This is a genomic window from Bradyrhizobium sp. RDM12 (assembly GCF_051917485.1).
Taxonomy (GTDB): domain Bacteria; phylum Pseudomonadota; class Alphaproteobacteria; order Rhizobiales; family Xanthobacteraceae; genus Bradyrhizobium.
In genome coordinates this window covers 6,740,100-6,762,392 of sequence record NZ_CM133064.1, presented here as the reverse complement: position 1 = coordinate 6,762,392, position 22,293 = coordinate 6,740,100, and the positions used below count along the sequence as shown (strand labels likewise).

Here is a 22,293-nt window from a genome sequence, read left to right as displayed (position 1 = left end):
GTCGTTGCCGCACACGCATCGTCATCGTCCGGCTTGACCGGGCGATCCAGTACTCCGCAGCAGGAGTAGTATGAATCAACTATCGCCGCGGCGTACTGGATGCCCCGGTCAGGCCGGGGCATGACAGTTCGTGTTGAGGCGACAGCGTGCCTGCTACTCGGCGCTGCTCACCAGCTTGATCCGCGGCGCTTCTGCTTCGGTCAGGCTGCGATACGCCGCGAGATAGTCCAGCGCCATCCGCCGCGCGGTAAAACGCTTTTCGAACTGCTTGCGGATGGCGTTGCGGTCGAGTTGCGCGAGGCGGTTGACAACGCCGGCGGCGCTGAGGACGTCCTCGACGATGAAGCCGGTGAGGCCTTCATCAATGATCTCCGCGACCGAACCGCGGTTGAAGGCGACCACCGGCGTGCCGCAGGCCATGGCCTCGATCATCACCAGGCCGAACGGTTCCGGCCAGTCGATCGGCAGCAGCAGGCCGAGCGCGCCGCTCAAGAAGTCCGACTTTTCGTGATCGCTGATCTCGCCGATGAAATCCACCAGCGGGTTGTTCACGATCATCGGCTTGATCAGCTCGTCGTAATAGTCCTGGTCGGCGCGATCGACCTTGGCTGCGATCTTCAGCGGAATGCCGCAGTGCATCGCGATCTTGATGGCGCGGTCGACGCCTTTCTCCGGCGCGATGCGGCCGAGCACGGCGAGATATTCCTGCTTCGCCGGCTTCGGCGTCAGCAAATTCTCGGGCAGGCCGTGATGGATCGTGGTCACCCAATTTGCCTGTGGCACCGGCCGCCGCTGTGCGTTCGAGATCGAGACGACAGGCATCCTGGAGAAGGTGTTGAAGACAGGCTGATGTTCCGGCAGATCGAGCCGGCCATGCAGCGTGGTCAGGAACGGCGTCGGCTGCCGGTGGAACAGCGACCACGGATAATAGTCGAGATGGAAGTGGAGGAAGTCGAACTCCTCGTCATCACATTTCTGCCGCACGCGCTCCAGGAGCACCATGTGCAGCGCGTTGGGATCACGCACGGAACCGTCGAGGCGCAGCGCCCGCGGCCATAATGCATCCAGCTTTGCCGATGTCTGCGAATCGCCGCTGGCGAACAGGGTGACGTCATGACCAAGGGCAACCAACTCCTCCGTCAACCAGTGCACCACCCGCTCGGTGCCGCCATACAGCTTGGGTGGAACAGCCTCCGTCAACGGAGCTACCTGCGCGATGCGCATCTCACCTTCTCCTCTGCGTGATCATGGAAATTAATGCCCCTACCGAGTTCGGGATCGGCATGCCGTGGAGGGAACGTTCTCGCATTTGCGAAGTTCCTTCCCCCGAACGTTACTTCTTCGACACACTGCAGCGTGGCCGCGATGATGCCATCTCCTCTTCTCACATCGTCCGTATCCGCATGTCGTGATGGTCTCGCCGGGGAACCGAGGCGAAGCGCTCGCTGTTCAATCGGCTAAGACAAAAAAATTGGAAGCATCACAACGGGGTCGGCGAATGGATCATCTTTCTGGATATGCGCGCAGGCCATTTGCCTTTGTCCTGCGCTATTTGCGGCGTCGTCTGGCGTCGCACCTGGTGATCCTGGGTGCCGTGGTTGCGGCGGTTGCCTGCTCGGTGGGCACGCAATATGGCGTCAAATCCCTTGTCGACAGCTTGTCGGCGGGACCTTCCCATGGCGGCAGCGTATGGCTGGCATTCATTCTGCTCATGTCTTTGATCGCTGCCGACAATTTCTTGTGGCGCATCGCGAGCTGGACGGCGAGCTTCACCTTTGTCCGGGTCACGGGCGACTTACGCCGTGACATATTTCGTCATCTGACCGGTCATGCGCCGAGTTACTTCTCGGACCGGATGCCGGGCATGCTGACCAGCCGTATTACGGCCACATCGAATGCGGTGTTCACCGTCGAGAACATGTTCATCTGGAATGTGTTGCCGCCGTGCATCGCCACAATTGCGGCGATCGGGTTGATTGGAACCGTGAGCCCTTATATGGCGCTCGGCCTGATCGTGATCGCCGGCGGCATGGTGGTCGCGATGTTCCATCTGGCCGCGGCCGGCAAGCCGTTGCATGACGACTTTGCCGACAAGGCGGCCGCCGTCGACGGCGAGATGATCGACGTCATCAGTAACATGCCGCTGGTCCGCGCCTTCTGCGGAATTGGCCACGAGCATGAGCGGTTCGATGCCACGGTGAACCGGGAAGTCAATGCGCGCGGGCGAAGCCTGCGCTATCTGGAGAAGCTGCGGTTGTTGCACGCCGCCGTGACCGTGATTTTGACGATTGCTCTGATGGCCTGGGCCGTCACGCTCTGGCAGCAGGGCGAGGCGACCACCGGCGACGTCGTGCTGGTCTGTACCCTCGGCATCTCCATCCTGAGCGCGACCCGCGACCTCGCGGTGGCGCTGGTCGACGTCACGCAGCATGTCGCGCGACTGACCGAGGCGATCGCCACGCTGCTGGTGCCGCACGAGTTGCGCGATCACCCCGAGGCCGAGCCGCTGGCGAAAAGCGGCGCCGCGATCGCGTTCAACAACGTCACGTTCGGCTATCCCGGCAGTGAGAAGATCTTCGAGCGGTTCAGCCTGCGGTTGCAGCCCGGCCAACGCGTCGGCCTGGTCGGCCAGTCCGGCGGCGGCAAATCAACCCTGTTCACGCTGCTGCAGCGCTTCTACGATGTCGACGAGGGCAGTGTCACGATTGACGGCCAGGACATCTCCATGGTGACGCAGCAGAGCCTGCGCGAAGCGATCTCGGTGGTGCCGCAGGACATCTCCCTGTTCCACCGCTCGATCCGCGAGAATATCCGTTACGGCCGCCCCAACGCGACTGACGACGAGGTGCTGCGTGCGGCGATCGCGGCGCGCTGCGATTTCATCGACAGCCTGCCGGACGGTCTCGACACCATGGTCGGCGACCGTGGTGTGAAGATGTCCGGCGGCCAGCGCCAGCGTATCGCGATCGCGCGCGCCTTCGTCAAGGACGCGCCGATCCTGCTGCTCGACGAGGCGACCGCCGCGCTCGACAGCGAATCCGAGGAGGCGATCCGCGAGGCGCTGTCGCGCCTGATGCGCGGCCGCACCGTGATCGCGATTGCGCATCGTCTCGCGACGCTGCGCAATTTCGACCGGGTGATCGTGCTCAAGCATGGCAAGATCATCGAGGACGGCGCGCCCGACCGTCTGATGCAGGGCCACGGCCCGTACCGTGAGCTGGTGACGCAGGAAATGAGCCGGCTCGCGAAGTTCGCCGCGTAAAACCCAGCAGTTGCGTTTGCGTGGCCGCGTTCGAGAAACAAGCCGCAGGGGAGCCGCTTATGGCAGCCGAAGCCGCAACCAGGATCGTTTCGGTATCGCAGACGGTCGAGACCGTCGCGGAGCAGGCGTTCTACATTCCGATGACGGGGCCCGCCGCGCGACCCCGTCGCTCGCTCAAGCACGATGACACGTTTATCGTGCTGGACAGTCACGGCGACATCGGAGCGTCGGCCGGCGGGCCGGACGGCCTGTTCAACCATGATACGCGCTATCTCGCGCGGCTGGAGCTCGTGCTCGACGATCTCCAGCCGTTGCTGCTCGGCTCGAACCTGCGCGACGACAATTCGGGACTGACCGTCGACCTCACCAATCCCGACATTTATCGTCAGGGCCGCATCGTCCTGCAAAAGGACCTGCTGCATATCGTGCGGACGATCTTCCTGTGGCGCGGCACGGCGTATCAGCGCGTCGGGCTGCAGAATCACGGCGAGCAGCGCGCCAGCTTCGAGCTCACGCTGCTGTTCGACAACGATTTTGCCGATCTGTTCGAGGTGCGCGGCGAGCGGCGTCCGCGTCGCGGCACCGGCACGAGCAAGCTGCTCGGGCCGACCGACGTGCTGTTCGAATATCGCGGTCTCGACGATGTCGAGCGGACCACCGGACTGCATTTCGATCCGCGTCCGACCAGGCTTTCGGGGAATGCCGCAACGTGGCAGCTCGAGCTGGATCCGCATGAGTCCAAATCGCTGTTCGTGGCCGTGTCCTGCAACCGGCCGGTCGCGGAGAAGCCGGCGCGTTTCTTCAGGGGTCTGTTGGCGCATCGCCGCGAGATGCGGCAGTCGACGATCGGCGCGGCCAGCATCGAGACCTCCAACAACATTTTCAACGAGGTGCTGTGCCAGGCCATGGCCGACCTCAACATGCTGATGACGGAGACGCCGCAGGGGCGCTATCCCTATGCCGGCATTCCCTGGTATTCGACGACGTTCGGCCGCGACGGATTGATCACCGCGCTGCAGATGCTGTGGGTCGACCCGCGCATCGCCAAGGGCGTGCTGCGGCGGCTCGCGCATTTCCAGGCCAAGGCGGTCGATCCGCTCGCTGACGCCGCACCCGGAAAGATCCTGCACGAGATGCGCGGCGGCGAGATGGCGGCGCTGCGCGAGGTGCCGTTCTCGCAATATTACGGGAGCGTGGATTCGACCGCTTTGTTCGTCCTGCTCGCGGGGCGCTATTTCGAGCGTACCGGCGACGAGACGACGCTGGTCGAGCTGTGGCCAGCGATCGAGGCGGGGCTCGCCTGGATCGACGGTCCCGGCGACCCCGACCAGGATGGCTTTGTCGAATACCAGCGCGCCACCGAAAAGGGGCTCGCCAACCAGGGCTGGAAGGATTCCTACGACGCCATCTTCCATGCCGACGGCAAGCTCGCGGAGGGCAATATCGCGCTCGCCGAGGTCCAGGGTTATGTCTACGCCGCAAAACAACTGGCCGCGCGATGCGCGTTGCAACTCGGCAAGCCTGAGGTCGCGAGGAGGCTCGAGGCGGAGGCCAAGACGCTCGCCGAGCGTTTCGAAGAGGCGTTCTGGTGCGAGGAGCTCGGCACCTACGCCGTCGCGCTCGACGGCAACAAGCGGCGATGCGAGGTGCGCACCTCGAATGCCGGGCAGGTGCTGTTCAGCGGCATGATCCGGGAGGATCGCGCCCGTCTTGTGGCTGCCGATCTAATGCGGCCGCATTTCTTCTCGGGCTGGGGCATCCGCACCGTCGCGCGCGGCGAGGTGCGCTACAACCCGATGTCGTATCACGACGGCTCGATCTGGCCGCACGACAATGCGCTGATCGCGCTCGGGCTCGCCCATTACGGCCTGAAGCACTCGGTCGCCCACGTGTTCAAGGGCCTGTTTGACGCCGCGACCTATATGGATCTGCGCCGGCTGCCGGAATTGTTCTGCGGCTTCCGCCGCGAGAAGCGGCGCGGCCCGACGCTCTATCCGGTCGCCTGCGCCCCGCAGGCCTGGGCGAGTGCGACGCCGTTCACGCTGCTCGAAGCCGCGCTCGGCATCGAGTTCGACGTTGCACGCTGCGAGATCCGCCTGCGCAATCCGCATCTGCCGGCGTTTTTGAACGAGATCGTCTTGCACGATCTGCGGCTGGGCGAATCCAGCGTCGATCTGCGCGTCAGCCGCCACGGCCACGACGTGGCGCTGGAGGTGCTGCGCACGCGCGGCCAGATTCAGGTGTCGATCGTGCTGGCGCGCTAGCAGCGCGCCGCAAGGAGGGGTCATGCGTACGGCCGGATGGTGGGTCCTGAGCGTGGCGATCGTCGCGGGATTGACGGTTGCCGTGTCGCGCGCCGCGGAGGAGCAGCCTGCAACCGAGGCGAACGCGCCGCCGGCGGCGCAGCCGCCCGCTTCGGTGGTACCGGTCACGCCGAAGGATGCGGCGCCACCGCCGTCGGTGACCATCATCGGCGCCAGCGACGCCCACGGTGTGCTCGGACGGGACGTGCGCAGCGCTGCGGACGAGGACATGGGCCATATCGTCGATGTCATCGTCGATCGCACTGGCCGTGTCCGCGCCGCCGTGATCGATTTCGGCGGCTTTCTCGGCGTCGGCAGCCGCAAGATCGTGGTCGACTGGAATGCGCTTCGTTTCGGCAAGATCACCAGCAAGAAGGACAGCATCACGCTGGAATTGACCAAGGCGCAGGTGGCGGCCGCGCCCGAATATAAGGAAGACACCCCGATGGTCGTGCTCGGCGCGTCCGGCAGTCTTCAACCGCTGCAAGCGATTCAGTGAGGCGCGGGGAGGGATGGCCGCCGGTGCTTTTATCGTCGAAGAAGCCGAACCATGCAGCCCAGGATCGCAACGGTCGCGTTGATCAGGACAATTTCGCCGGCGGGCCATCGATCGTGGGTATTCCGGCGCCGTCGCGCCGGAGCCTGCGCGGCCTCGACTGGTTCATCTTCTTCCTCGCCGACGTGCAGACCGGCTTCGGCCCCTTCATCGCGGTCTATCTGACCACGCAGAAATGGACCCAGGTCGAGATCGGCTTCGTGCTGTCGATCGGCGGCATCGTCGCGCTGATCGGCCAGATGCCGGGCGGAGCCATCATCGACGCCGCGAAATCCGAGCGTCTGGTTGCGGCGCTTGCGATCGCGACCATCGGCTGCTGCGCGCTCGCCTATGCGGCGATGCCGATCTTTCCCGTCGTGGTCGCCGCAGCCACCTTGCACGCGGCGGCGAGTTGCGTGCTGGGCCCGGCGATCGCGGCGATCAGCCTGGGCCTGGTCGGTCCGCTCAAGATCGGCGAACGGCTCGGCCGCAACGCCCGCTTTGCCTCGCTCGGCAACGGCGTTGCCGCCGCGGTGATGGGCACCGCCGGCTATCTTCTCTCGAGCCGCTCGGTATTCCTGGTCAGCTTCCTGCTGGCGATCCCGACCCTGATCGCGCTGTCGCGGATTCGCGAAGAGGAGGTCGACATCGCGCGCTGCCACGGCGAGATGCCGCGTGAGGCGCCGGTTCCGGGCGACACCAATATCTGGCATCTGATCCGGCAGAAACCGCTCATCGTCTTTGCGCTGAGCGTGTTGCTGTTGCAGCTCGCGAACGCCTCGATGATGCCGTTGATGGCAAGTGCTGTGACGGCGCGGTCGAGCCAATGGGCGACGGTGCTGGTGGCCTTTTGCATCGTCGTGCCCCAGGCGATCGTCGCGCTGCTGTCGCCGACCGTCGGCCGCAAGGCGCAGCTTTGGGCTCGGCGCCCGTTGCTGCTGATCGGTTTCGCCGCGCTGACGATCCGAGGCGTGTTGTTTGCGACCGTGCGCGATCCCTATCTGCTGGTGCTGGTGCAGGTGTTCGACGGCTTCACGGCCGCGGTGTTCGCGGTGATGATCCCGTTGATCGTGGCCGACGTCGCTTTCGGGAGCGGACACTTCAATCTGGCGCAGGGCATCGTCGGCACCGCGACCGGCCTCGGTGCGTCCTTGAGCACCGCGCTTGGCGGCTATGTCAGCGACAAGTTCGGCAATGCCACCGCGTTTTTCGGACTGGCGGGCATCGCAGCGACCGGACTGTTGCTGATCCTGTTCGTGATGCCGGAGACCCGGCGCACCGGCGTCGCCGCGAAAGAAATGGCCGGCTGAACGAGATCAGCCGGCCATTCGCTTCATCGAATCGCCACAGGCCCTACGGATCGTCGGCTTTGTTCGCTGTCGAAAGGCTCTGCAATTGGTGACCGGGAACGACCTGGAATTGGCTCTCGATCAAGTCCGCGCCCATGCGGCGGGACCGGTGCCCGGCGTGTTCGGTCCTGACACGGTGACCTGGCGGATCGATCGGGAGGCTGTCATCTTTCTCGGTGCCGGCCGTGCGCTGCTGCTTCAACTCGCGCATCCCTGGGTCGCGGCCGCCATCGCCGAGCATTCCAAGACCCTTGCCGATCCGATCGGGCGCTTCCACCGTACCTTCGACATCGTCTTTGCCATGGTGTTCGGCTCGCTCGACCGCGCCATGCTGTCGTCCCGGCAACTGCACCGGCGCCATTCCATGATCGTCGGCGAGATGCCCGAGACCGTCGGCCCATTCGCGGCGGGCTCGCGCTATTGCGCCAACGATATTCCGGCGCTGCGCTGGGTCCATGCCACGCTGGTCGAGACCGCGCTGATGGCGCACGATCTGGTCCTGCCGCCGCTCGCGGTGGAGGAGCGCGAGCGCTACTGGACCGAGAGCCGGACCTTTGGCGCGCTGTTTGGGCTGACGGCGGATGATTTGCCGGCGGACTGGTCCGGTTTCGCGGCCTACACCGCAGCATTGACGCAGTCGGACACGTTGACTGTCAGTCCTGCCGCACGTGAGATCGCCGCGCAGATTTTTGGCGGCGCCCGTCCGTGGCTGCGACCGCCGCGATGGTATCGCGCGCTTACGGCAAGCCTGCTGCCGGAGCGTCTGCGCGCAGGCTTCGGGTTTGAGCTCGATGAGCGCGCCGCCAAATCCGCCGACAGCGCGCTGCGATGGATCAAGCGGATCTATCCGGAATTGCCGGATCGCCTGCGCTACGTCGGCCCCTATCAGGAAGCGCAGGCCCGGCTGCGCGGCGAACCACGGCCGGACTGGATGACCCGCTGCCTCAACCGCGCCTGGATCGGCCGGCCACAGATGGACGTGCACGGGAAGGGGTGAGGTTCGCCGTCATTGCGAGGAGCCCTTGCGACGAAGCAATCCAGGCTGCCTCCGCGGAGACAGTCTGGATTGCTTCGCTATGCTCGCAATGACGGAGTGTAAGGAAACGCTCAGCCTCACACCGCCGCCAGCTTCCGGTACAGCGCGCTGTAGCTTCCGGCCGAGATGCTCCACGAGAACGATCGGCCCATCGCGCTGCGGCGCATGGTGTCGAGCTGGTCATGGGCCATGAAGGCGGAGAAGGCGCGGCGGACGCCGCCCAGCAAAGACTCGTGCGAGGGTCTTGAGAACAAAAAGCCGGTCTCGCCGTCGGTGATGGTTTCGGCGAGGCCGCCGGTCTGGTGACCGATCGGCAGCGAGCCGAAACGCTGGGCATACATCTGGCTGAGCCCGCACGGCTCGAAGCGCGAGGGCATCAGCGTGAAATCGCTGCCGGCAAAAATGCGCCGCGCCTGGGCATCGTTGAAGCCGATGGTGACGCCGATGGCGTCGGGACGGCGGCGATGGGCGTCGATCAGCGCCTGCTCGAGCGCGGGCTCGCCTGAGCCGGTGACCACGATCTGCCCGCCGGCATCGATGATCTCGTCGGCAGCCGACAGCACGAGGTCGATACCCTTCTGGTGTACGAGCCGCGCGACGATCGCGAACATCGGCCCGCGCGAGACCGCGAGGCCGAACTGCTTGCGTACGTAGTCCGCGTTGGCCCTCTTGCCGACCCAGTCGCCGGCGCCGAATTGTTGCGCGAGCTGGGCGCAGGAGCGCGGGTCCCAGCTCTCGTCGATGCCGTTGAGGATGCCCGTGAGCTCGGACGCTTCGGAGCGGACGCGCAGCAGGCCTTCGAGGCCGCAGCCGAATTCCTCCGTCGTGATCTCGCGCGCATAGGTGCCGCTGACGGTCGTGAGGTGGGAAGCATAGACAAGGCCAGCCTTGAGGAAGGAGAGCTGGTCGTAGAACTCGACGCCGTCGATGTGGAATGAGCTTTCGGGGACGCCGATCCGCCGGAGCGAGTCTTTCGGGAAGAGACCCTGATAGGCGAGATTGTGGATGGTCAGGATCGACGGCAGTCTGGCGCCGCGCCAGGTGAGGTAGGCCGGCACGAGCGAGGCCTGCCAGTCATTGGCATGGACCAGATCTGCTGCCCAATTCTTGTCCAGCTTGCCCATGGCAAGCTCAGCGGCCGCCGAGGCAAGGCGTGCGAAGCGAATGTCGTTGTCCGGCCAGTCGCGCCCGGACTCGTCGCCATAGGGATTGCCTGGACGGTCGTAGAGTTGCGAGCACAACAGCACATAAACCGGCAGGCCGTCCTTGGTGGCAGCCCGGCCGAGCGAGCAGGCCGGCATCTCCGCGAAAGCCGGGCAGCGTCCAACGACCTGAATATGCGTGAGTTGTTCGATGATGTCGCGATAGCCGGGCAGCATGATCCGGATATCGGCGAAGGGACGGAGCGCTCGAGGGAGGGCAGCGGAAACGGCACCAAGTCCGCCGACGCGGACGAAGTCGTCCATCTCCGTGGTAACGAACAAGACCCTCAAGAACGATTGCCCTCTTCCGATCCCGGTTGCTTCTATGCAAGATCGGGTCCAGTTGCCCCTGGAAAACTCAGCCTGCCCACGAGACGCGCTCGTTCGGTAAAGACTTTCCTACTTAGCCTCCGCCCTCTAGGGTCGGCGCACCAACAAGAGGGAACATCGATAGTTCCTAAGGGACGCCAAGGAGACGTGGCCGCGCATGCAGCTACCAGACAAGCATGAGGGGACGACGACAAAGGCCTTCGCGGGCCTGCGGGTCCTGGATTTTTCGACCACGATCGCCGGCCCCCATTGCGCGCGGATGCTGGCCGACATGGGCGCCGAGGTCATCAAGATCGAAACCGACGGCGGCGAGACGATGCGGACGCGGCCGCCGTTGCGCAAAGGCTGCAGCACCGTGTTCGGCCAGCTCAATGTCGGCAAGAAGAGCGTGGTGCTCGATCTCAAGTCCGAGGACGGCAGGGAGGCGGTCCGCCGGCTGGTCGCCAGCGCCGACATCCTGGTCGAGAATTTTCGCCCCGGCGTGATGCGCCGGCTGCGGCTCGACTATGACAGCCTCCGTCCGGTCAATCCCGGGCTGATCTATTGCTCGATCTCGGGCTATGGCCAGACCGGTCCCTCGGCCGAGCTGCCGGCCTACGCGCCGGTGATCCATGCCGCCTCGGGCTACGACATGGCGCATCTCGCCCACCAGCCCGGCCGCAATCGTCCGGACTATTGCGGCATCTACCATGCCGATGTCGTCACCGGCACCTACGGTTTTGGCGCGATTGCATCCGCGCTCTATCAGCGCACAGTGACCGGGCTCGGCCAGCACATTGACGTCTCCATGCTGGAATCGATGCTGACCTTGACGGTGATCGAATTGCAGAGCTCGCAATTCGCGGTGAAGCCGCCGCCGCGCCCGATGTTCGGGCCGACCGAGACCGCCAGCGGTTACGTCATGATCACCGTCGCCAGCGAGAAGACGTTCCAGGCCTTGATGGGCGTGATCGGCCGGCCCGAATGGATCCCCGATCCGCGCTTCGCCTCCTATGCCCCGCGGCGCGAGAACTGGGCCGACATGATGGATGGCGTCGAAGCCTGGTCGAAGCGGCTCACGACCGATGCATGCCTTGTGGCTCTAAGTGCTGCCGGCGTGCCGGCCTCGGCCTATCGCACCATCAAGGAAGCTCTGGCCGATCCCCAGCTCGCGCACCGGCAGGCGCTCTCGTCGGTGGAGGATGGAGGCGGCTCGTTCCAGGTCCTCAATTTGCCGTTCCGGATGACGGGCGCTGACACGGCGCCGGGCAAGACGATCTCTGGGCTCGGCGAGCACACGGATGCGCTGCGCGACGAAATCGGCCTCAGCGGCGGCGCGCCAATTCCGTCTGGCAAAACAGAAGCGGCGAGCTGAGCGCATCACGCCGCGCGCATGCGGCATCGAACCCCGTGTGTTCCTCTTGCCGTGGCGAGCATTTGTCGCCAATCTCGCCCGAGTCATCAGCGATCCGAAACATCGGACGAGGATCCCGGGAGGAACCATGACGAACATTGCTGCCACGGCGCGGAAGCGCGCGCCGATTTTCCTTGTCGCGGCATTTGCGCTCCTTCCGCTGTCGTCTCCCGTGCAGGCGCAGAAGGCCGGCGGCAGCATCACGGTCGGCCAGGAGCTGGACATTCCCGGCTTCGATCCGCTCAAGGTCGGCGTCTTCGACTCCTCGGGCTTCACCGCTGCCGCGGGGATCTTCGACACGCTCACCACGCTCGACGACAAGGGCGAGGCCGCGCCGAAGCTCGCGGAATCCTGGACGCACTCCGACGACTACAAGAGCTGGACCTTCAAGCTGCGCCAAGGCGTGAAATTCCACGACGGCACGCCGTTCAACGCGCAGGCCTACAAGGAGAATTTTGACCGGCAAAAGGACCCGGCCAACAAGTGCCGCTGCGCCTTCTACATCACCAACGTCAAGGAAGTGCTGGCGCCGGACGAATACACAATCGTCTACAATCTCACCGACCCCGCCGTGAACCTGCCGGCAACGATGAGCATCCAGAGCACCAACAACGTGGTGCAGTCGCCGACAGCATGGAAGACCAAGGGCGACGACTATAACCGCAACCCGGTTGGCACCGGTCCCTATATCCTGAAATCATGGACTGCCGGCGATCGCATGGTGCTCGAGAAGAACCCCGACTACTGGAACAAGGGCCATCCTTACCTCGACCGCATCGTCCTGAAGCCGCTGCCCGACGCGCAGTCGCGCTTCGCCTCGCTGCAATCGGGCGAGGTCGACATCATCTGGGACGATGAGAACGACGCCGACAACATCCTGAAGGCGCAGAAGGACCCCAAGCTGACCGTACACACCTACAAGGGCTCGGGCGCGCAAGTCTATGCCTTCAACACCAAGGTCGCGCCGTTCGACGACGTCCGGGTGCGGCAGGCGCTGGTGATGTCGATCGATCGCCCCAAGATGTCGCAGGCGATCAGCAACGGCTTGAGCCGTCCGGCGACCAACCCCTATGGCGACGGTTCATGGGTCAAGTGCAAGGACGATGGCGCGCTGCCTTACGACGTCGAGAAGGCCAAGGCGCTGCTGAAGGATTATGGCAAGCCGGTCGACTTCAAGATGCTGGTGACGGCAACGCCGCGCGGGCGCGTGATCGGCCAGGTGCTGCAGCAATTCTGGAAGCGCGTCGGTGCCAATATGGAGATCGACCAGGTCGATCAGGCGACGATTCCGTCGCGCGCCTTCTCGCGCCAATTTCAGCTGACGCCGTGGCGCATCGTCGATCTCGCCGACCCTGATCCGCAGATGTATGCGAACTTCCACACCGGCAGCCCGCTCGCGCTCGCCGGCTTCTCCGATCCGGAGCTCGACCGGCTGCTCGACCATTCGCGCGTCACGGCCGATATCGGCCAGCGCACCGACGATTATTGCGCGATCAGCCGCCTGATCAACAAGGAGGCGATCTGGTTCTGGACCTTCCAGAACACCTATTACGCGCTGTCGAGCGCAAAGCTGAAAGGCTTCCCAAAGATCTACAACAGCGTGATTGACGTCTCGAACACCTGGCTGGAATGACCGCACGATGATGAACTTCATCGCGCGCCGGCTGCTGGCGATCCTGCCGGTATTGCTTGCGGTTTCGCTGCTCACCTTCCTGATCGCCTCGCTGCTGCCGGGCGATCTTGCCTTCGTCATCCTCGGCGATCAGGCGACGCCTGAAAATCTCGCGGCGCTCCGCCATGACATGGGGCTCGACCAGCCGTTGTGGTGGCGTTACCTGAGCTGGCTCGGCCATATCCTCCAGGGCGATCTCGGCCGCTCGTTCCGCACCGGGCAAACCGTGCTGCAGGCGGTCTCCGAGCGCATTCCGGTCTCGCTCGAGCTGATGTTGATGGCCGAGTTCATCGGCCTTCTGATCGGCGTTCCTCTCGCGATCGCCTGCGCCGCGCGCGCCGGCGGCACGTTCGACCGCTTCATGACCGGCGGCGCCTTTGCGATGTTGTCGATGCCGTCGTTTCTGCTGGCGATCCTGCTGATCTATCTGTTCGCGGTCGAGCTGCACTGGCTGCCGGCGACCGGCTATGTGCCGTTCACCGAGGCTCCGCTCGCCAATCTGCGCTTCTTCGTGCTGCCGGCGCTGACGCTGGCACTGGCGGAATGGCCGGGCATCATGCGGGTGCTGCGCTCCGACATGATCGCGACCTTGCAGGAGGACTACATCGCGCTCGCAAAAGCAAAAGGCCTCAAGCCCTCGCGCATCCTGTTCGTGCACGCGCTGAAACCGTCGTCGCTGACCCTGGTGACGGTCACGGGCATCAATATCGGCCGTCTGCTCGGCGGCACGCTGATCGTGGAATCGATTTTTGCGCTGCCGGGCATCGGTCGGCTGCTGGTCGCCGCGATCTACACCCGCGACCTCGTCATCCTCCAGGGCGTGGTGCTGCTGGTGGCCTGCGGCTTCGTCATCGTGAATTTCATCGTCGACATGCTCTACGCCGTGCTCGATCCGAGGATCCGCCATGGCCACGCTTGAGCTCTCGATGCAGCACGAGGTGTCGGCGCCGGTCCGGCGCAAACGCAAGCTCGGCCTGCTGTTCTGGATCGCGAGCCTCTGGCTCGCCGTCATCTTGCGCTCGCGATCCTCGCGCCGGTGCTGCCGCTGCAGAACCCGACCGACATGGACATGCTGGAGCGCCGCGCCGCCTTTTCGAGCGAGCACTGGCTCGGCACCGACGGCCTCGGCCGCGACGAGCTCGCCCGGTTGATCTTTGGCGCAAGGGTATCGCTGACCGTCGGGCTGATCGCGCCGATGATCGGACTTGGTATTGGCGGTGCGCTGGGCCTGCTTGCCGGCTATTTCCGCGGCCGGTTCGAGACGCTGGTGGTCGGCAGCATGGACGTGCTGCTGGCATTCCCACCATTGATCTTCGCGCTCGCCGTGACCGCCTATCTCGGCCAGTCCGTTCCCAATCTCATCATCATCCTCGGCGTGCTCGGCATTCCCGCCTTCATGCGGGTGGCGCGCGCGGCGACGCTGACCTTGGCGCGGCGCGAATTCGTGATCGCGGCAGAGGCGCTTGGCGCCAGCCACGCGCGCATCCTGCTGCGCGAGCTGCTGCCGAACGTGATCCTGCCGTTGCTCGCCTTCTTCCTGCTCGGCGTCGCCGTCACCATCGTGGTCGAAGGAGCGCTGTCCTTTCTCGGGCTCGGCGTGCCGCCGCCGATGGCGAGCTGGGGCAGCATGATCGGCGAGGGCCGCGACAGCCTCGACGTGGCGCCGCGGCTGGCCTTCCTGCCCGCGGCCGGATTGTTCCTGACGGTGCTGGCGTTCAACCTCGTCGGCGATACCATGCGGGCGCTGACCGACCCGCGTCAGGGGGCGCTGTGAGTCCACCGCTGCTCACGATCGAGAAGGTCGCGGTCGAGCTGCCGACCCCGCGCGGCAACTTACGTGCAGTCGATCATGTCGATCTGTCGCTGGAGGCAGGCCGCACGCTGGGGATCGTCGGTGAATCCGGCTGCGGCAAGACGATGCTCTCGCGCGCGATCCTTCAACTGCTGCCAAAGAAGGCGAAGCTCTCCGGGCGCGTGATATTCGATGGCCAGGACCTGGTGCGGCTTGCGCCTGAAAGCCTGCGGCGCCTGCGCGCACGCGATCTCGCGGTGGTGTTCCAGGATCCCATGACCTCGCTCAATCCGGTGCTCACGATCGGCACGCAGTTGATGGAGACGATCCAGGAGCACATCGAGCTCGAGGCGCCCGCCGCGCGGAAGCGCAGCATCGAGCTGCTGACTGCCGTCGGCATTCCGGCACCGGAGCAGCGGCTCGCGCAGTATCCGCATCAATGCTCCGGCGGCATGCGCCAGCGCATCGCGATTGCGATCGCGCTGTCCTGCGAGCCGAAGCTCCTGATTGCGGACGAGCCGACCACGGCGCTCGACGTCACCATCCAGGCGCAGATTCTCGATCTGCTGGCCCGTGAGCAGCGTCGCCGCCACATGGCGATGATCATCATCACCCACGATCTCGGCGTGGTCGCCGGCCGCGCCGACGAGGTCGCGGTGATGTATGCGGGCAGGGTGGTGGAACGCGCGCCGACGCAGGCACTGTTCAAGCGCATGCACATGCCCTACACCGAGGCGCTGCTGGCGGCGATCCCGAAGCTGGAGACCGCGCCGCATACACCGCTGCCCGCCATCTCCGGCCGTCCACCCGATCCGACGCGGCCGCTCAAAGGCTGCTCGTTCGCGCCGCGCTGCCGCTATGCCACAGGGCGCTGTCACGAAGCCAAGCCCGAATTGAAGAGCGCCGAGATGCCGGGACATCTCTACGCCTGCTTCCACCCGATCCAGATGGCGGAAGGGATTGTCGCATGATGCAACTCGCCGCGCGTAGCGAGCCGCTGCTGAACGTCGACAATCTCGTCGTCGAATATGGTCTCGGTAACAAGACCGTGCACGCCGTCTCCGGTGTCAGCCTTCACGTCGCGCGCGGCGAGACGCTGGGGTTGGTCGGCGATCCGGTTGCGGCAAGTCGACCCTGGGTCGCGCGGTGCTGCAGTTGCGTCGCGCCAAAGTGGCCGCGTGCTGTTCGACGGCGAAGATCTCACGGCCATGGAAGGCGAGGCCCTACGCAAGATGCGCCGCCGTGTGCAGCTGATCTTCCAGGACCCGATTGCCTCGCTCAACCCGCGCCGTCGCATCGGCGACATCGTCGCCGAGCCGTTGATCATCGCCGGTGTCAGGGATGCCGCCGAGCGCAAGCGGCGCGTTCACGAGGTGCTGTCCGCGGTCGGGCTCGATCCCGATCTCGTGACGGGTCGCCTGCCGCACGAATTTTCCGGCGGCCAATGCCAGCGGATCTGCATAGCGCGATCGCTCGTGCTCAACCCCGAGTTCATTGTCTGCGACGAGCCGGTCTCCGCGCTCGACGTCTCCATCCGCGCCCAGATCCTCAATCTGCTGGAAGCGATGAAGGCGCGGTTCGGCCTGACGCTGCTGTTCATCGCGCACGATCTTGCCGTGGTCAAAGCGGTGAGCGATCGCGTGGCGGTGATGTATCTCGGCCGGCTCTGCGAGGTCGGCCCGTCCGAGCAGTTGTTCGCGAAGCCTGCGCATCCCTACACCGACCTGTTGTTGCAGGCGATCCCGGTACCCGATCCGGACGTGCGTCCCCTCGAAAGTGTGGCGATCGGGGAGCCGCCATCGCCGATCGCGCCGCCGTCCGGTTGCCGCTTCCGCACCCGCTGCCCGCGCGCGGATCAGCGATGCAGCGCGGAGATACCGGAGTTGCGCGCGGTCGCGCCCGGCCAGTTCGCGGCTTGCCACCATCCGCTGGCCTGAACAAATACGGCTCAGGGTTTGTCTCACATCGCCGCCCGTGGCATGGTGGCGCGACGAAGAAATATGCCGGGAGGACGCCATGAAGAGTTTCAAGGTCGCTGATTTCAAGGCGCCGCTGCAGGAGTTCGACGAGGCCACGCCGCAGCCGTCAGGCGCGCAGGTGCTGATCAAGGTCAAGGCCGCCGGCGTCTGCCACAGCGACCTCCACATCTGGGAAGGCGGCTACGATCTCGGCCATGGCCGCAAGCCGCTGTCGCTGAAAGACCGCGGCATCAATCTGCCGCTGACGATGGGCCACGAGACCGTCGGCGAAGTGCTCGCCTTCGGGCCCGACGTGAAGCCGACCGACCAGGGCGGCCTCGAGCTTGGCGACGTCGGCCTGGTCTATCCCTGGATCGGCTGCGGCAAATGCGCCACCTGCCTCGCCGGTGACGAGAACATGTGCCTGACGCCCCGCTCGCTCGGTGTCTATTGCGACGGCGGCTATTCCGATCACATGCTGGTGCCGCATCCGCGCTATCTGCTCAACCTGAAAGGGCTCGATCCCGCGTCGGCCGCACCCTATGCCTGCTCGGGCGTCACCACCTACAGCGCACTGAAGAAGGTCGAGCAGCATTTTGATACGCCGATCGTGATGTTCGGCGCGGGTGGTCTCGGCCTGATGGCATTGTCGCTCTTGAAGGCGATGGGCGGCAAGGGCGCGATCATGGTCGACATCGACGCCAGGAAGCGCGAGGCGGCGGAAAACGCCGGCGCGCTTGCCACCGTCGATCCCAAGGCGTCGGATGCGCTGGAGCAACTGGCAAAGAAGGCGGGCGGGCCGATCCGCGCCGTGATCGACCTCGTCGGCAATGCAGCGACGACCCAGCTTGGTTTCGACTGCCTGACCAAGGGCGGCAAGCTCGTCATCGTCGGCCTGTTCGGCGGCGGCGCGACCTGGGCCTTGCCGCTGATTCCGATCAAGGCGGTGACGATCCAGGGCAGCTATGTCGGAAACCTGCGCGAGACGCAGGAGCTGCTCGATCTCGTCCGCGCCAAGAACGTAGCGCCGATCCCGGTGACGAAGGCGCCGCTCAACAAGGCCAACGATGCACTGGTGCAGTTGCAGCAGGGCGCAGTGGTCGGGCGCACGGTGCTGACGCCGTAGTAACTGCTCTCTCCTCCGTCATTGCGATCGGCGCGAAGCATCCAGGAATCCATCGGCGGAGACAGCCTGGATTGCTTCGTCGCACCAGCGCAAAATTGCTTCGCAATTTTGTCGCGGGCTCCTCGCAATGACGAGCCATATCTTCCTTTGCACAGGAATTCTTAATGTCCGCAAACAACGCCTTCCACATCGCCGTGCTCGCCGGCGACGGCATCGGTCCGGAAGTCATGGGGCCCGCGCTCGAGGTGCTGCGCAGGATCGAAACGAAGTCGGACTTGCGCTTCCGCTTCACCGATGCTCCAGCCGGCGCCAACAATTATCTCGCGACCGGCAAGTCGATGCCGGATACGACCATCAAGCTCTGCGAGGAAGCCGACGCGATCCTGCTCGGCGCCTGCGGCCTGCCGTCGGTGCGTTACCCCGACAACACCGAGATCGCACCGCAGATCGAACTCCGTTTCATCTTCGACCTCTATGCAGGCGTGCGCCCGGCGCGGCTCATTCCGGGCGTGCCGAGCCCGATCGTCGGCGCCGACAAGCGCGGCATCGATCTCGTCGTGATCCGCGAGTCCACCGAAGGCCTGTTCGCCTCGATGGGCAAGGGCGTGGTCACCCATGAGGATGCGCGCGAGACCATGGTGATCACGCGCAAGACCTCCGAGCGCCTGTTCGATTTCTCGTTTCGCCTCGCCGAGCGGCGCAAGGCGCGCGGCAAGCAGGGCAGCCTCGCCTGCGTCGACAAGGCCAACGTGTTCAAGGCGTTTGCGTTCTTCCGCGGCATTTTCGACGAGATCGCGAAGAAGCATCCCGAGGTGAAAACCGATCGCCTCTATGTCGACGCCTGCGCGGCGATGCTGGTCAAGCGTCCCTGGGATTTCGACGTGATGGTGATGGAGAACATGTTCGGCGACATCGTCTCCGACATCACGGCGAGCCTGATCGGCGGCCTCGGCATGGCGCCGTCGGCCGACATCGGCGACAAATACGCCGTGTTCCAGCCGTGCCATGGCACCGCGCCCGACATCATGGGGCAGGGCAAGGCCAATCCCACCGGCATGATCCTGTCCGCGGCGATGATGCTGGACTGGCTTGCCGACAAGCACGGCGTCGAGAGCGCGGCGGAAGCCGGCGAGCAGATCGAACGCGCTGTGGATCAGGTCTATGCCGGCGGCCTCAAGCCGATGGAGTTCGGCGGCAGCAACGGTACGGCGGATATTGGCAAGGCGGTCCTTGCAGCACTATAGGAGCGGATCGCCGCCGCAAGGCGTCGTCTCTGAGGGGCTTGGACGACCATGAACAAGCCGGTGCCCGAACGATATCAAGATCTCCGGACTTTTGCTTTCGGCGACAGTCCGGCGCTTGCCGATGAGCTGCTCGAACTCGTCATCAAGGGCGTCAAGACGGCGACCTGCAGCACGGAAGACGAGCCCAACGTTTCGACGCCCGGTGAGCGCTGGGTCGTGCGCGATGGACGCGGACAACCGCGCTGCGTCATCGAAACCGTCGAGGTCACCTACCGGCGCTTCAACGGCGTCGACGCCGCCTTTGCCTACGATGAGGGCGAGGGTGATCGAAGCCTGGCCTATTGGCGCAACGCCCATCGCACCTATTTCGGCCGGCTCGGGCGGTTCAGCGAAGACATGATGCTTATGTGCGAGCGTTTTCGGTTGATCGAGGCTTTGGGCGATTGACCGCGTGCGAGGCCTTCCTGGAAAAAGGGCCTCTCGGCCCCTTCGTCATTCACCAGCGGTGCCAGTGGCGATGGCCCCAGCCCCACGGACGCGGGCCGTAGCCGTAGAAGCGGCGCGGGCCGCCATAATAGCCGTAGGCGCCGTAATAGTTCGGGCGCCACCAGCAGCGGCCCCAGGCGTTGCAGACCATGCGCACCTGATCGACATGCGCGGCCGGACCGCCTGCGACCTGATCGGCCTGCGGTATGCCGTTCGGCATCGCCGCGAGCGCTTGTCCCGACGCCAGCGCGGCGCTGCCCAGGGCAGCCAGACCAAGAACAGCAAGTCTAAGTTTCATCGCGATCTCCCTCGTTGGTGGCGGGAGAACCTACAACAGATCAATTGGTTGCTATCGCAGCGCAGGACGCAGAGGAATTTAATCTTGGTGAACAAAGGTTCAGCTTCGCTCGCTCAGCTTATTGGCCCAACGTCACTTCCCTTGAAACTGCGGCTTGCGCTTGTCCATGAACGCCTGCCGGCCTTCGCGAAAATCGGCGCTGTCCATGCAGGCCGTGCCGATCGCCTTGATCGCAGCCATGTCGCGTGCGCTTTCATCCTTCAGCACTTCTGCGATAGTGATCTTGGCGGCCTTGATCGCGAGCGGCGCGTTCTGCGAGATCGTTGCGGCAATCGCCATGGTCTCGCCCCAAAGCTGGTCGTCCGGAATGACGCGTTCGACGAGGCCGATGCGCAGCGCTTCGGTGGAATCGATGCGCATGCCCGTGTACATCAGCAGCCGCGCCCAGGACGGGCCGACCAGCGACACCAGGTGCCGCAAGCCGTCAAAGCCATAGGCGATGCCGAGCTTCGCTGCAGGAATGCCGAACTGGCTGTCGTGCGCGGCGATCCGGATGTCGGCGAGCATCGCGACCTGCATGCCGCCGCCGAGGCAAAAACCCTGGATGCAGGCAATGGTCGGCTTCGGGTAATCGGCGAGCAGCGCGCGCTGGGCGGCGCTGCGCTTGCCGTATTCCTCGGAGGCCGCCGCATTATGGCGGTTCTTCTCGAATTGGCTGATGTCGGCGCCGGAGACGAACGCCTTGCCGCCGGCGCCGCGCATGATCACGACGCGCACCGCATCGTCGTCGCGCAAGGCCGTCAGCGCTTCGCCAAATCCCTCCCACATCTCCAGCGACATCGCGTTGCGCTTCTCGGGGTTGTTGAAGGTGATCACACCGACGCCGTCGGCGACCTCCGTGAGGATCTTGCCGTCGGCGTAGGGCGTTTCATGGGAGAGATCGGGCATCGTGCGCTCGCTTTTCGTTGACGAGGCGCAATGTGCGACCGGGCCGAGGCCCAGGTCAACCGCGGCAGGCCGAGGGGGCTGCATCCGCCCGTGCCGCGATTGCATGCCTACTGCGCCATATGTGCGGTCAGCGGATGGTTGCCGGCATTGCTGAAGAACGCGACTTCCTCGGCGGTCGCCTCCAGCAACTGCTCGTCCTGATTATAGACGTCGTTGCGGAACTGGATGGTCTGGTCCTTGGTCATCCACGCCGTAAGATAGATCCAGGCCACCGGCACCTTCCTGGCCATGGCGACCTCCTGATGCTGGCCGGTTGCGATCTCCGCATCGATCGCGGCGCGGCTCCATTTCGGCTGGTCCTTGAGCAGCCAGGCGGCGAGATCGCGCACATTGTCGACGCGGGAGCAGCCGTGGGAATCGAAGCGGTAATCGTCGCTGAACAGATTGCGCTGGTTGGTGTCGTGCATGTAGACCGAATAGGAGTTCGGCATGTCGATCTTCACCGCGCCGAGCGCGTTGAAGGTGCCGTTCTGCTGGCGCACGGTGAAGTTCGGCGTGTGCGTGCCCGACCAGTCGACCGAATGCGGATCGATCGGGTTGTCGTGGCCGTCCAGCACCTCCATGTGCATGCGCGACAGATAGGTCGGGTCCTTGCGCATATGTGCGGAGATCTCCGTCTTGGCGATCGAGGACGGCACGGTCCAGGTCGGGTTCAGCACCACGCCGGTGATCTGCGCGGACAGCGTCGGCGAGGGTTTTTCGGTCTTGCCGACGATGACGCGATAGCGCCGCACCACGACGTCGTTCTCGACCGCCTCGGCGAAGGCGGCGGGGATATTGACCACGACATAGCGCGGGCCGAAGCTGAAACTGGTGTTCTCGAGCCGCTCGAGCGACGCTTCCAGCTGGCGGATGCGCTTTTGCACCGTGACGTTCATGGCCGCGAGCGTGCGCGGCGTCATCGTGCCCGTCGGCGCGAGACCGTGCCGGGCCTGGAAGCGCTTCACACCGTCCGCGAGGTCCTGGTCGAAAGCGCCGCTCGCCTTCTCGGGAGCGAGGTCGCCCGAGAGAATCAATCGCTTGCGCAGGAGGTCGTCATTGGCGCCTTGGACGCTGAGCGCGAACTTGGCATCCGCAGAGATCGTCGGCCAGCCGCCGCGCACCGCAAGATCGGAATAGCTCAGCGCCGCGTCCTTGATGCGCTGGGCGGTGCCTTCGTCGTAAGTCGGCTCATGCGTCAGCGCGAGCGCTGCGGCCGAGCGGCTTTCGGCGGTCGAAACCGGTGCTGCAGGAGCGACTTTGGGAGCGGCGGTGTGAGCCGGATTGGCGGCCGCCGGCACCGCGCCGGACGGGGGGCGG

The 22,293-nt window shown here is 65.0% G+C and carries 18 protein-coding genes and 1 pseudogene; 14 read left to right on the top strand and 5 right to left on the bottom strand.

The annotated features are described in order from the left end of the window. Window positions 1-153 precede the first annotated feature (153 nt). Window positions 154-1,224 carry a glycosyltransferase family 4 protein gene (locus ACTGJ9_RS33000; RefSeq protein WP_456674453.1) on the bottom strand — a complete coding sequence of 357 codons (1,071 nt, stop codon included), beginning with the start codon at window positions 1,222-1,224 and terminating at the stop codon, window positions 154-156. Between the two features lie 274 nt (window positions 1,225-1,498). Between ACTGJ9_RS33000 and ACTGJ9_RS32995 the strand changes: the two genes are divergently transcribed. The 5 genes from ACTGJ9_RS32995 to ACTGJ9_RS32975 all read left to right on the top strand — a co-directional run bounded on the left by ACTGJ9_RS32995 (window position 1,499) and on the right by ACTGJ9_RS32975 (window position 8,446). Then, entirely contained in the window at window positions 1,499-3,262 is a 1,764-nt protein-coding gene (locus tag ACTGJ9_RS32995) for an ABC transporter ATP-binding protein (protein WP_456674452.1), read from the top strand. 59 nt (window positions 3,263-3,321) lie between these two features. Continuing rightward, complete coding sequence (locus ACTGJ9_RS32990; RefSeq protein WP_456674451.1) at window positions 3,322-5,526, top strand: amylo-alpha-1,6-glucosidase; 2,205 nt, start codon at window positions 3,322-3,324, stop codon at window positions 5,524-5,526. A gap of 22 nt (window positions 5,527-5,548) precedes the next feature. Further along, window positions 5,549-6,064, top strand: a complete 516-nt coding sequence (locus ACTGJ9_RS32985) for a PRC-barrel domain-containing protein (protein WP_456674450.1) — start codon at window positions 5,549-5,551, stop codon at window positions 6,062-6,064. Continuing rightward, on the top strand, window positions 6,061-7,410 hold the full coding sequence (locus tag ACTGJ9_RS32980) for an MFS transporter (protein ID WP_456674449.1): 1,350 nt from the start codon (window positions 6,061-6,063) through the stop codon (window positions 7,408-7,410). Before ACTGJ9_RS32985 ends, ACTGJ9_RS32980 begins: the two co-directional genes overlap by 4 nt. Before the next feature lie 85 nt (window positions 7,411-7,495). Then, window positions 7,496-8,446: an oxygenase MpaB family protein gene (locus ACTGJ9_RS32975; RefSeq protein ID WP_456674448.1), complete on the top strand. Its 951-nt coding sequence runs from the start codon at window positions 7,496-7,498 to the stop codon at window positions 8,444-8,446. A gap of 116 nt (window positions 8,447-8,562) precedes the next feature. On the opposite strand, the gene glgA is transcribed toward ACTGJ9_RS32975, so the two are convergent. Further along, entirely contained in the window at window positions 8,563-9,978 is a 1,416-nt protein-coding gene (gene glgA, locus ACTGJ9_RS32970; RefSeq protein ID WP_456674447.1) for a glycogen synthase GlgA, read from the bottom strand. Between the two features lie 196 nt (window positions 9,979-10,174). Here glgA and ACTGJ9_RS32965 point away from each other — a divergent pair, with 196 nt between their 5' ends. From ACTGJ9_RS32965 to ACTGJ9_RS32925, 9 genes and pseudogenes are all read left to right on the top strand, one after another. Beyond that, window positions 10,175-11,371 (top strand): CaiB/BaiF CoA transferase family protein, encoded by a 1,197-nt coding sequence (locus ACTGJ9_RS32965; protein WP_456674446.1) that lies wholly within the window; start codon window positions 10,175-10,177, stop codon window positions 11,369-11,371. Window positions 11,372-11,498: 127 nt separating this feature from the next. After that, window positions 11,499-13,043: an ABC transporter substrate-binding protein gene (locus ACTGJ9_RS32960; protein WP_456674445.1), complete on the top strand. Its 1,545-nt coding sequence runs from the start codon at window positions 11,499-11,501 to the stop codon at window positions 13,041-13,043. Window positions 13,044-13,050: 7 nt separating this feature from the next. Then, window positions 13,051-14,001, top strand: coding sequence for an ABC transporter permease (locus ACTGJ9_RS32955; RefSeq protein WP_456674444.1), 951 nt, complete (start codon window positions 13,051-13,053; stop codon window positions 13,999-14,001). Between the two features lie 117 nt (window positions 14,002-14,118). After that, window positions 14,119-14,856 carry an ABC transporter permease gene (locus ACTGJ9_RS32950; RefSeq protein WP_456674443.1) on the top strand — a complete coding sequence of 246 codons (738 nt, stop codon included), beginning with the start codon at window positions 14,119-14,121 and terminating at the stop codon, window positions 14,854-14,856. Next, a complete protein-coding gene (locus tag ACTGJ9_RS32945; protein WP_456674442.1) occupies window positions 14,853-15,845 on the top strand; it encodes an ABC transporter ATP-binding protein in 993 nt (330 codons plus the stop codon). Before ACTGJ9_RS32950 ends, ACTGJ9_RS32945 begins: the two co-directional genes overlap by 4 nt. Beyond that, window positions 15,842-16,811, top strand: a pseudogene (locus ACTGJ9_RS32940) (ABC transporter ATP-binding protein). The gene ACTGJ9_RS32945 and the pseudogene ACTGJ9_RS32940 overlap by 4 nt, the downstream one beginning before the upstream one ends. A gap of 79 nt (window positions 16,812-16,890) precedes the next feature. Next, entirely contained in the window at window positions 16,891-17,958 is a 1,068-nt protein-coding gene (locus ACTGJ9_RS32935) for an alcohol dehydrogenase (protein ID WP_456674441.1), read from the top strand. A 164-nt stretch (window positions 17,959-18,122) separates the two neighbouring features. After that, window positions 18,123-19,202, top strand: coding sequence for an isocitrate/isopropylmalate dehydrogenase family protein (locus ACTGJ9_RS32930; protein ID WP_456674440.1), 1,080 nt, complete (start codon window positions 18,123-18,125; stop codon window positions 19,200-19,202). 48 nt (window positions 19,203-19,250) lie between these two features. Continuing rightward, a complete protein-coding gene (locus tag ACTGJ9_RS32925; RefSeq protein WP_456674439.1) occupies window positions 19,251-19,649 on the top strand; it encodes an ASCH domain-containing protein in 399 nt (132 codons plus the stop codon). A gap of 49 nt (window positions 19,650-19,698) precedes the next feature. On the opposite strand, the gene ACTGJ9_RS32920 is transcribed toward ACTGJ9_RS32925, so the two are convergent. The 3 genes from ACTGJ9_RS32920 to ACTGJ9_RS32910 all read right to left on the bottom strand — a co-directional run bounded on the left by ACTGJ9_RS32920 (window position 19,699) and on the right by ACTGJ9_RS32910 (window position 22,274). After that, the gene (locus ACTGJ9_RS32920; protein WP_456674438.1) at window positions 19,699-19,986 is read right to left on the bottom strand and encodes a hypothetical protein; all 288 of its coding nucleotides are present in this window, start codon (window positions 19,984-19,986) and stop codon (window positions 19,699-19,701) included. A gap of 132 nt (window positions 19,987-20,118) precedes the next feature. After that, a complete protein-coding gene (locus ACTGJ9_RS32915) occupies window positions 20,119-20,934 on the bottom strand; it encodes an enoyl-CoA hydratase (protein ID WP_456674437.1) in 816 nt (271 codons plus the stop codon). A 107-nt stretch (window positions 20,935-21,041) separates the two neighbouring features. After that, complete coding sequence (locus ACTGJ9_RS32910; RefSeq protein WP_456674436.1) at window positions 21,042-22,274, bottom strand: L,D-transpeptidase family protein; 1,233 nt, start codon at window positions 22,272-22,274, stop codon at window positions 21,042-21,044. Window positions 22,275-22,293 lie beyond the last annotated feature (19 nt).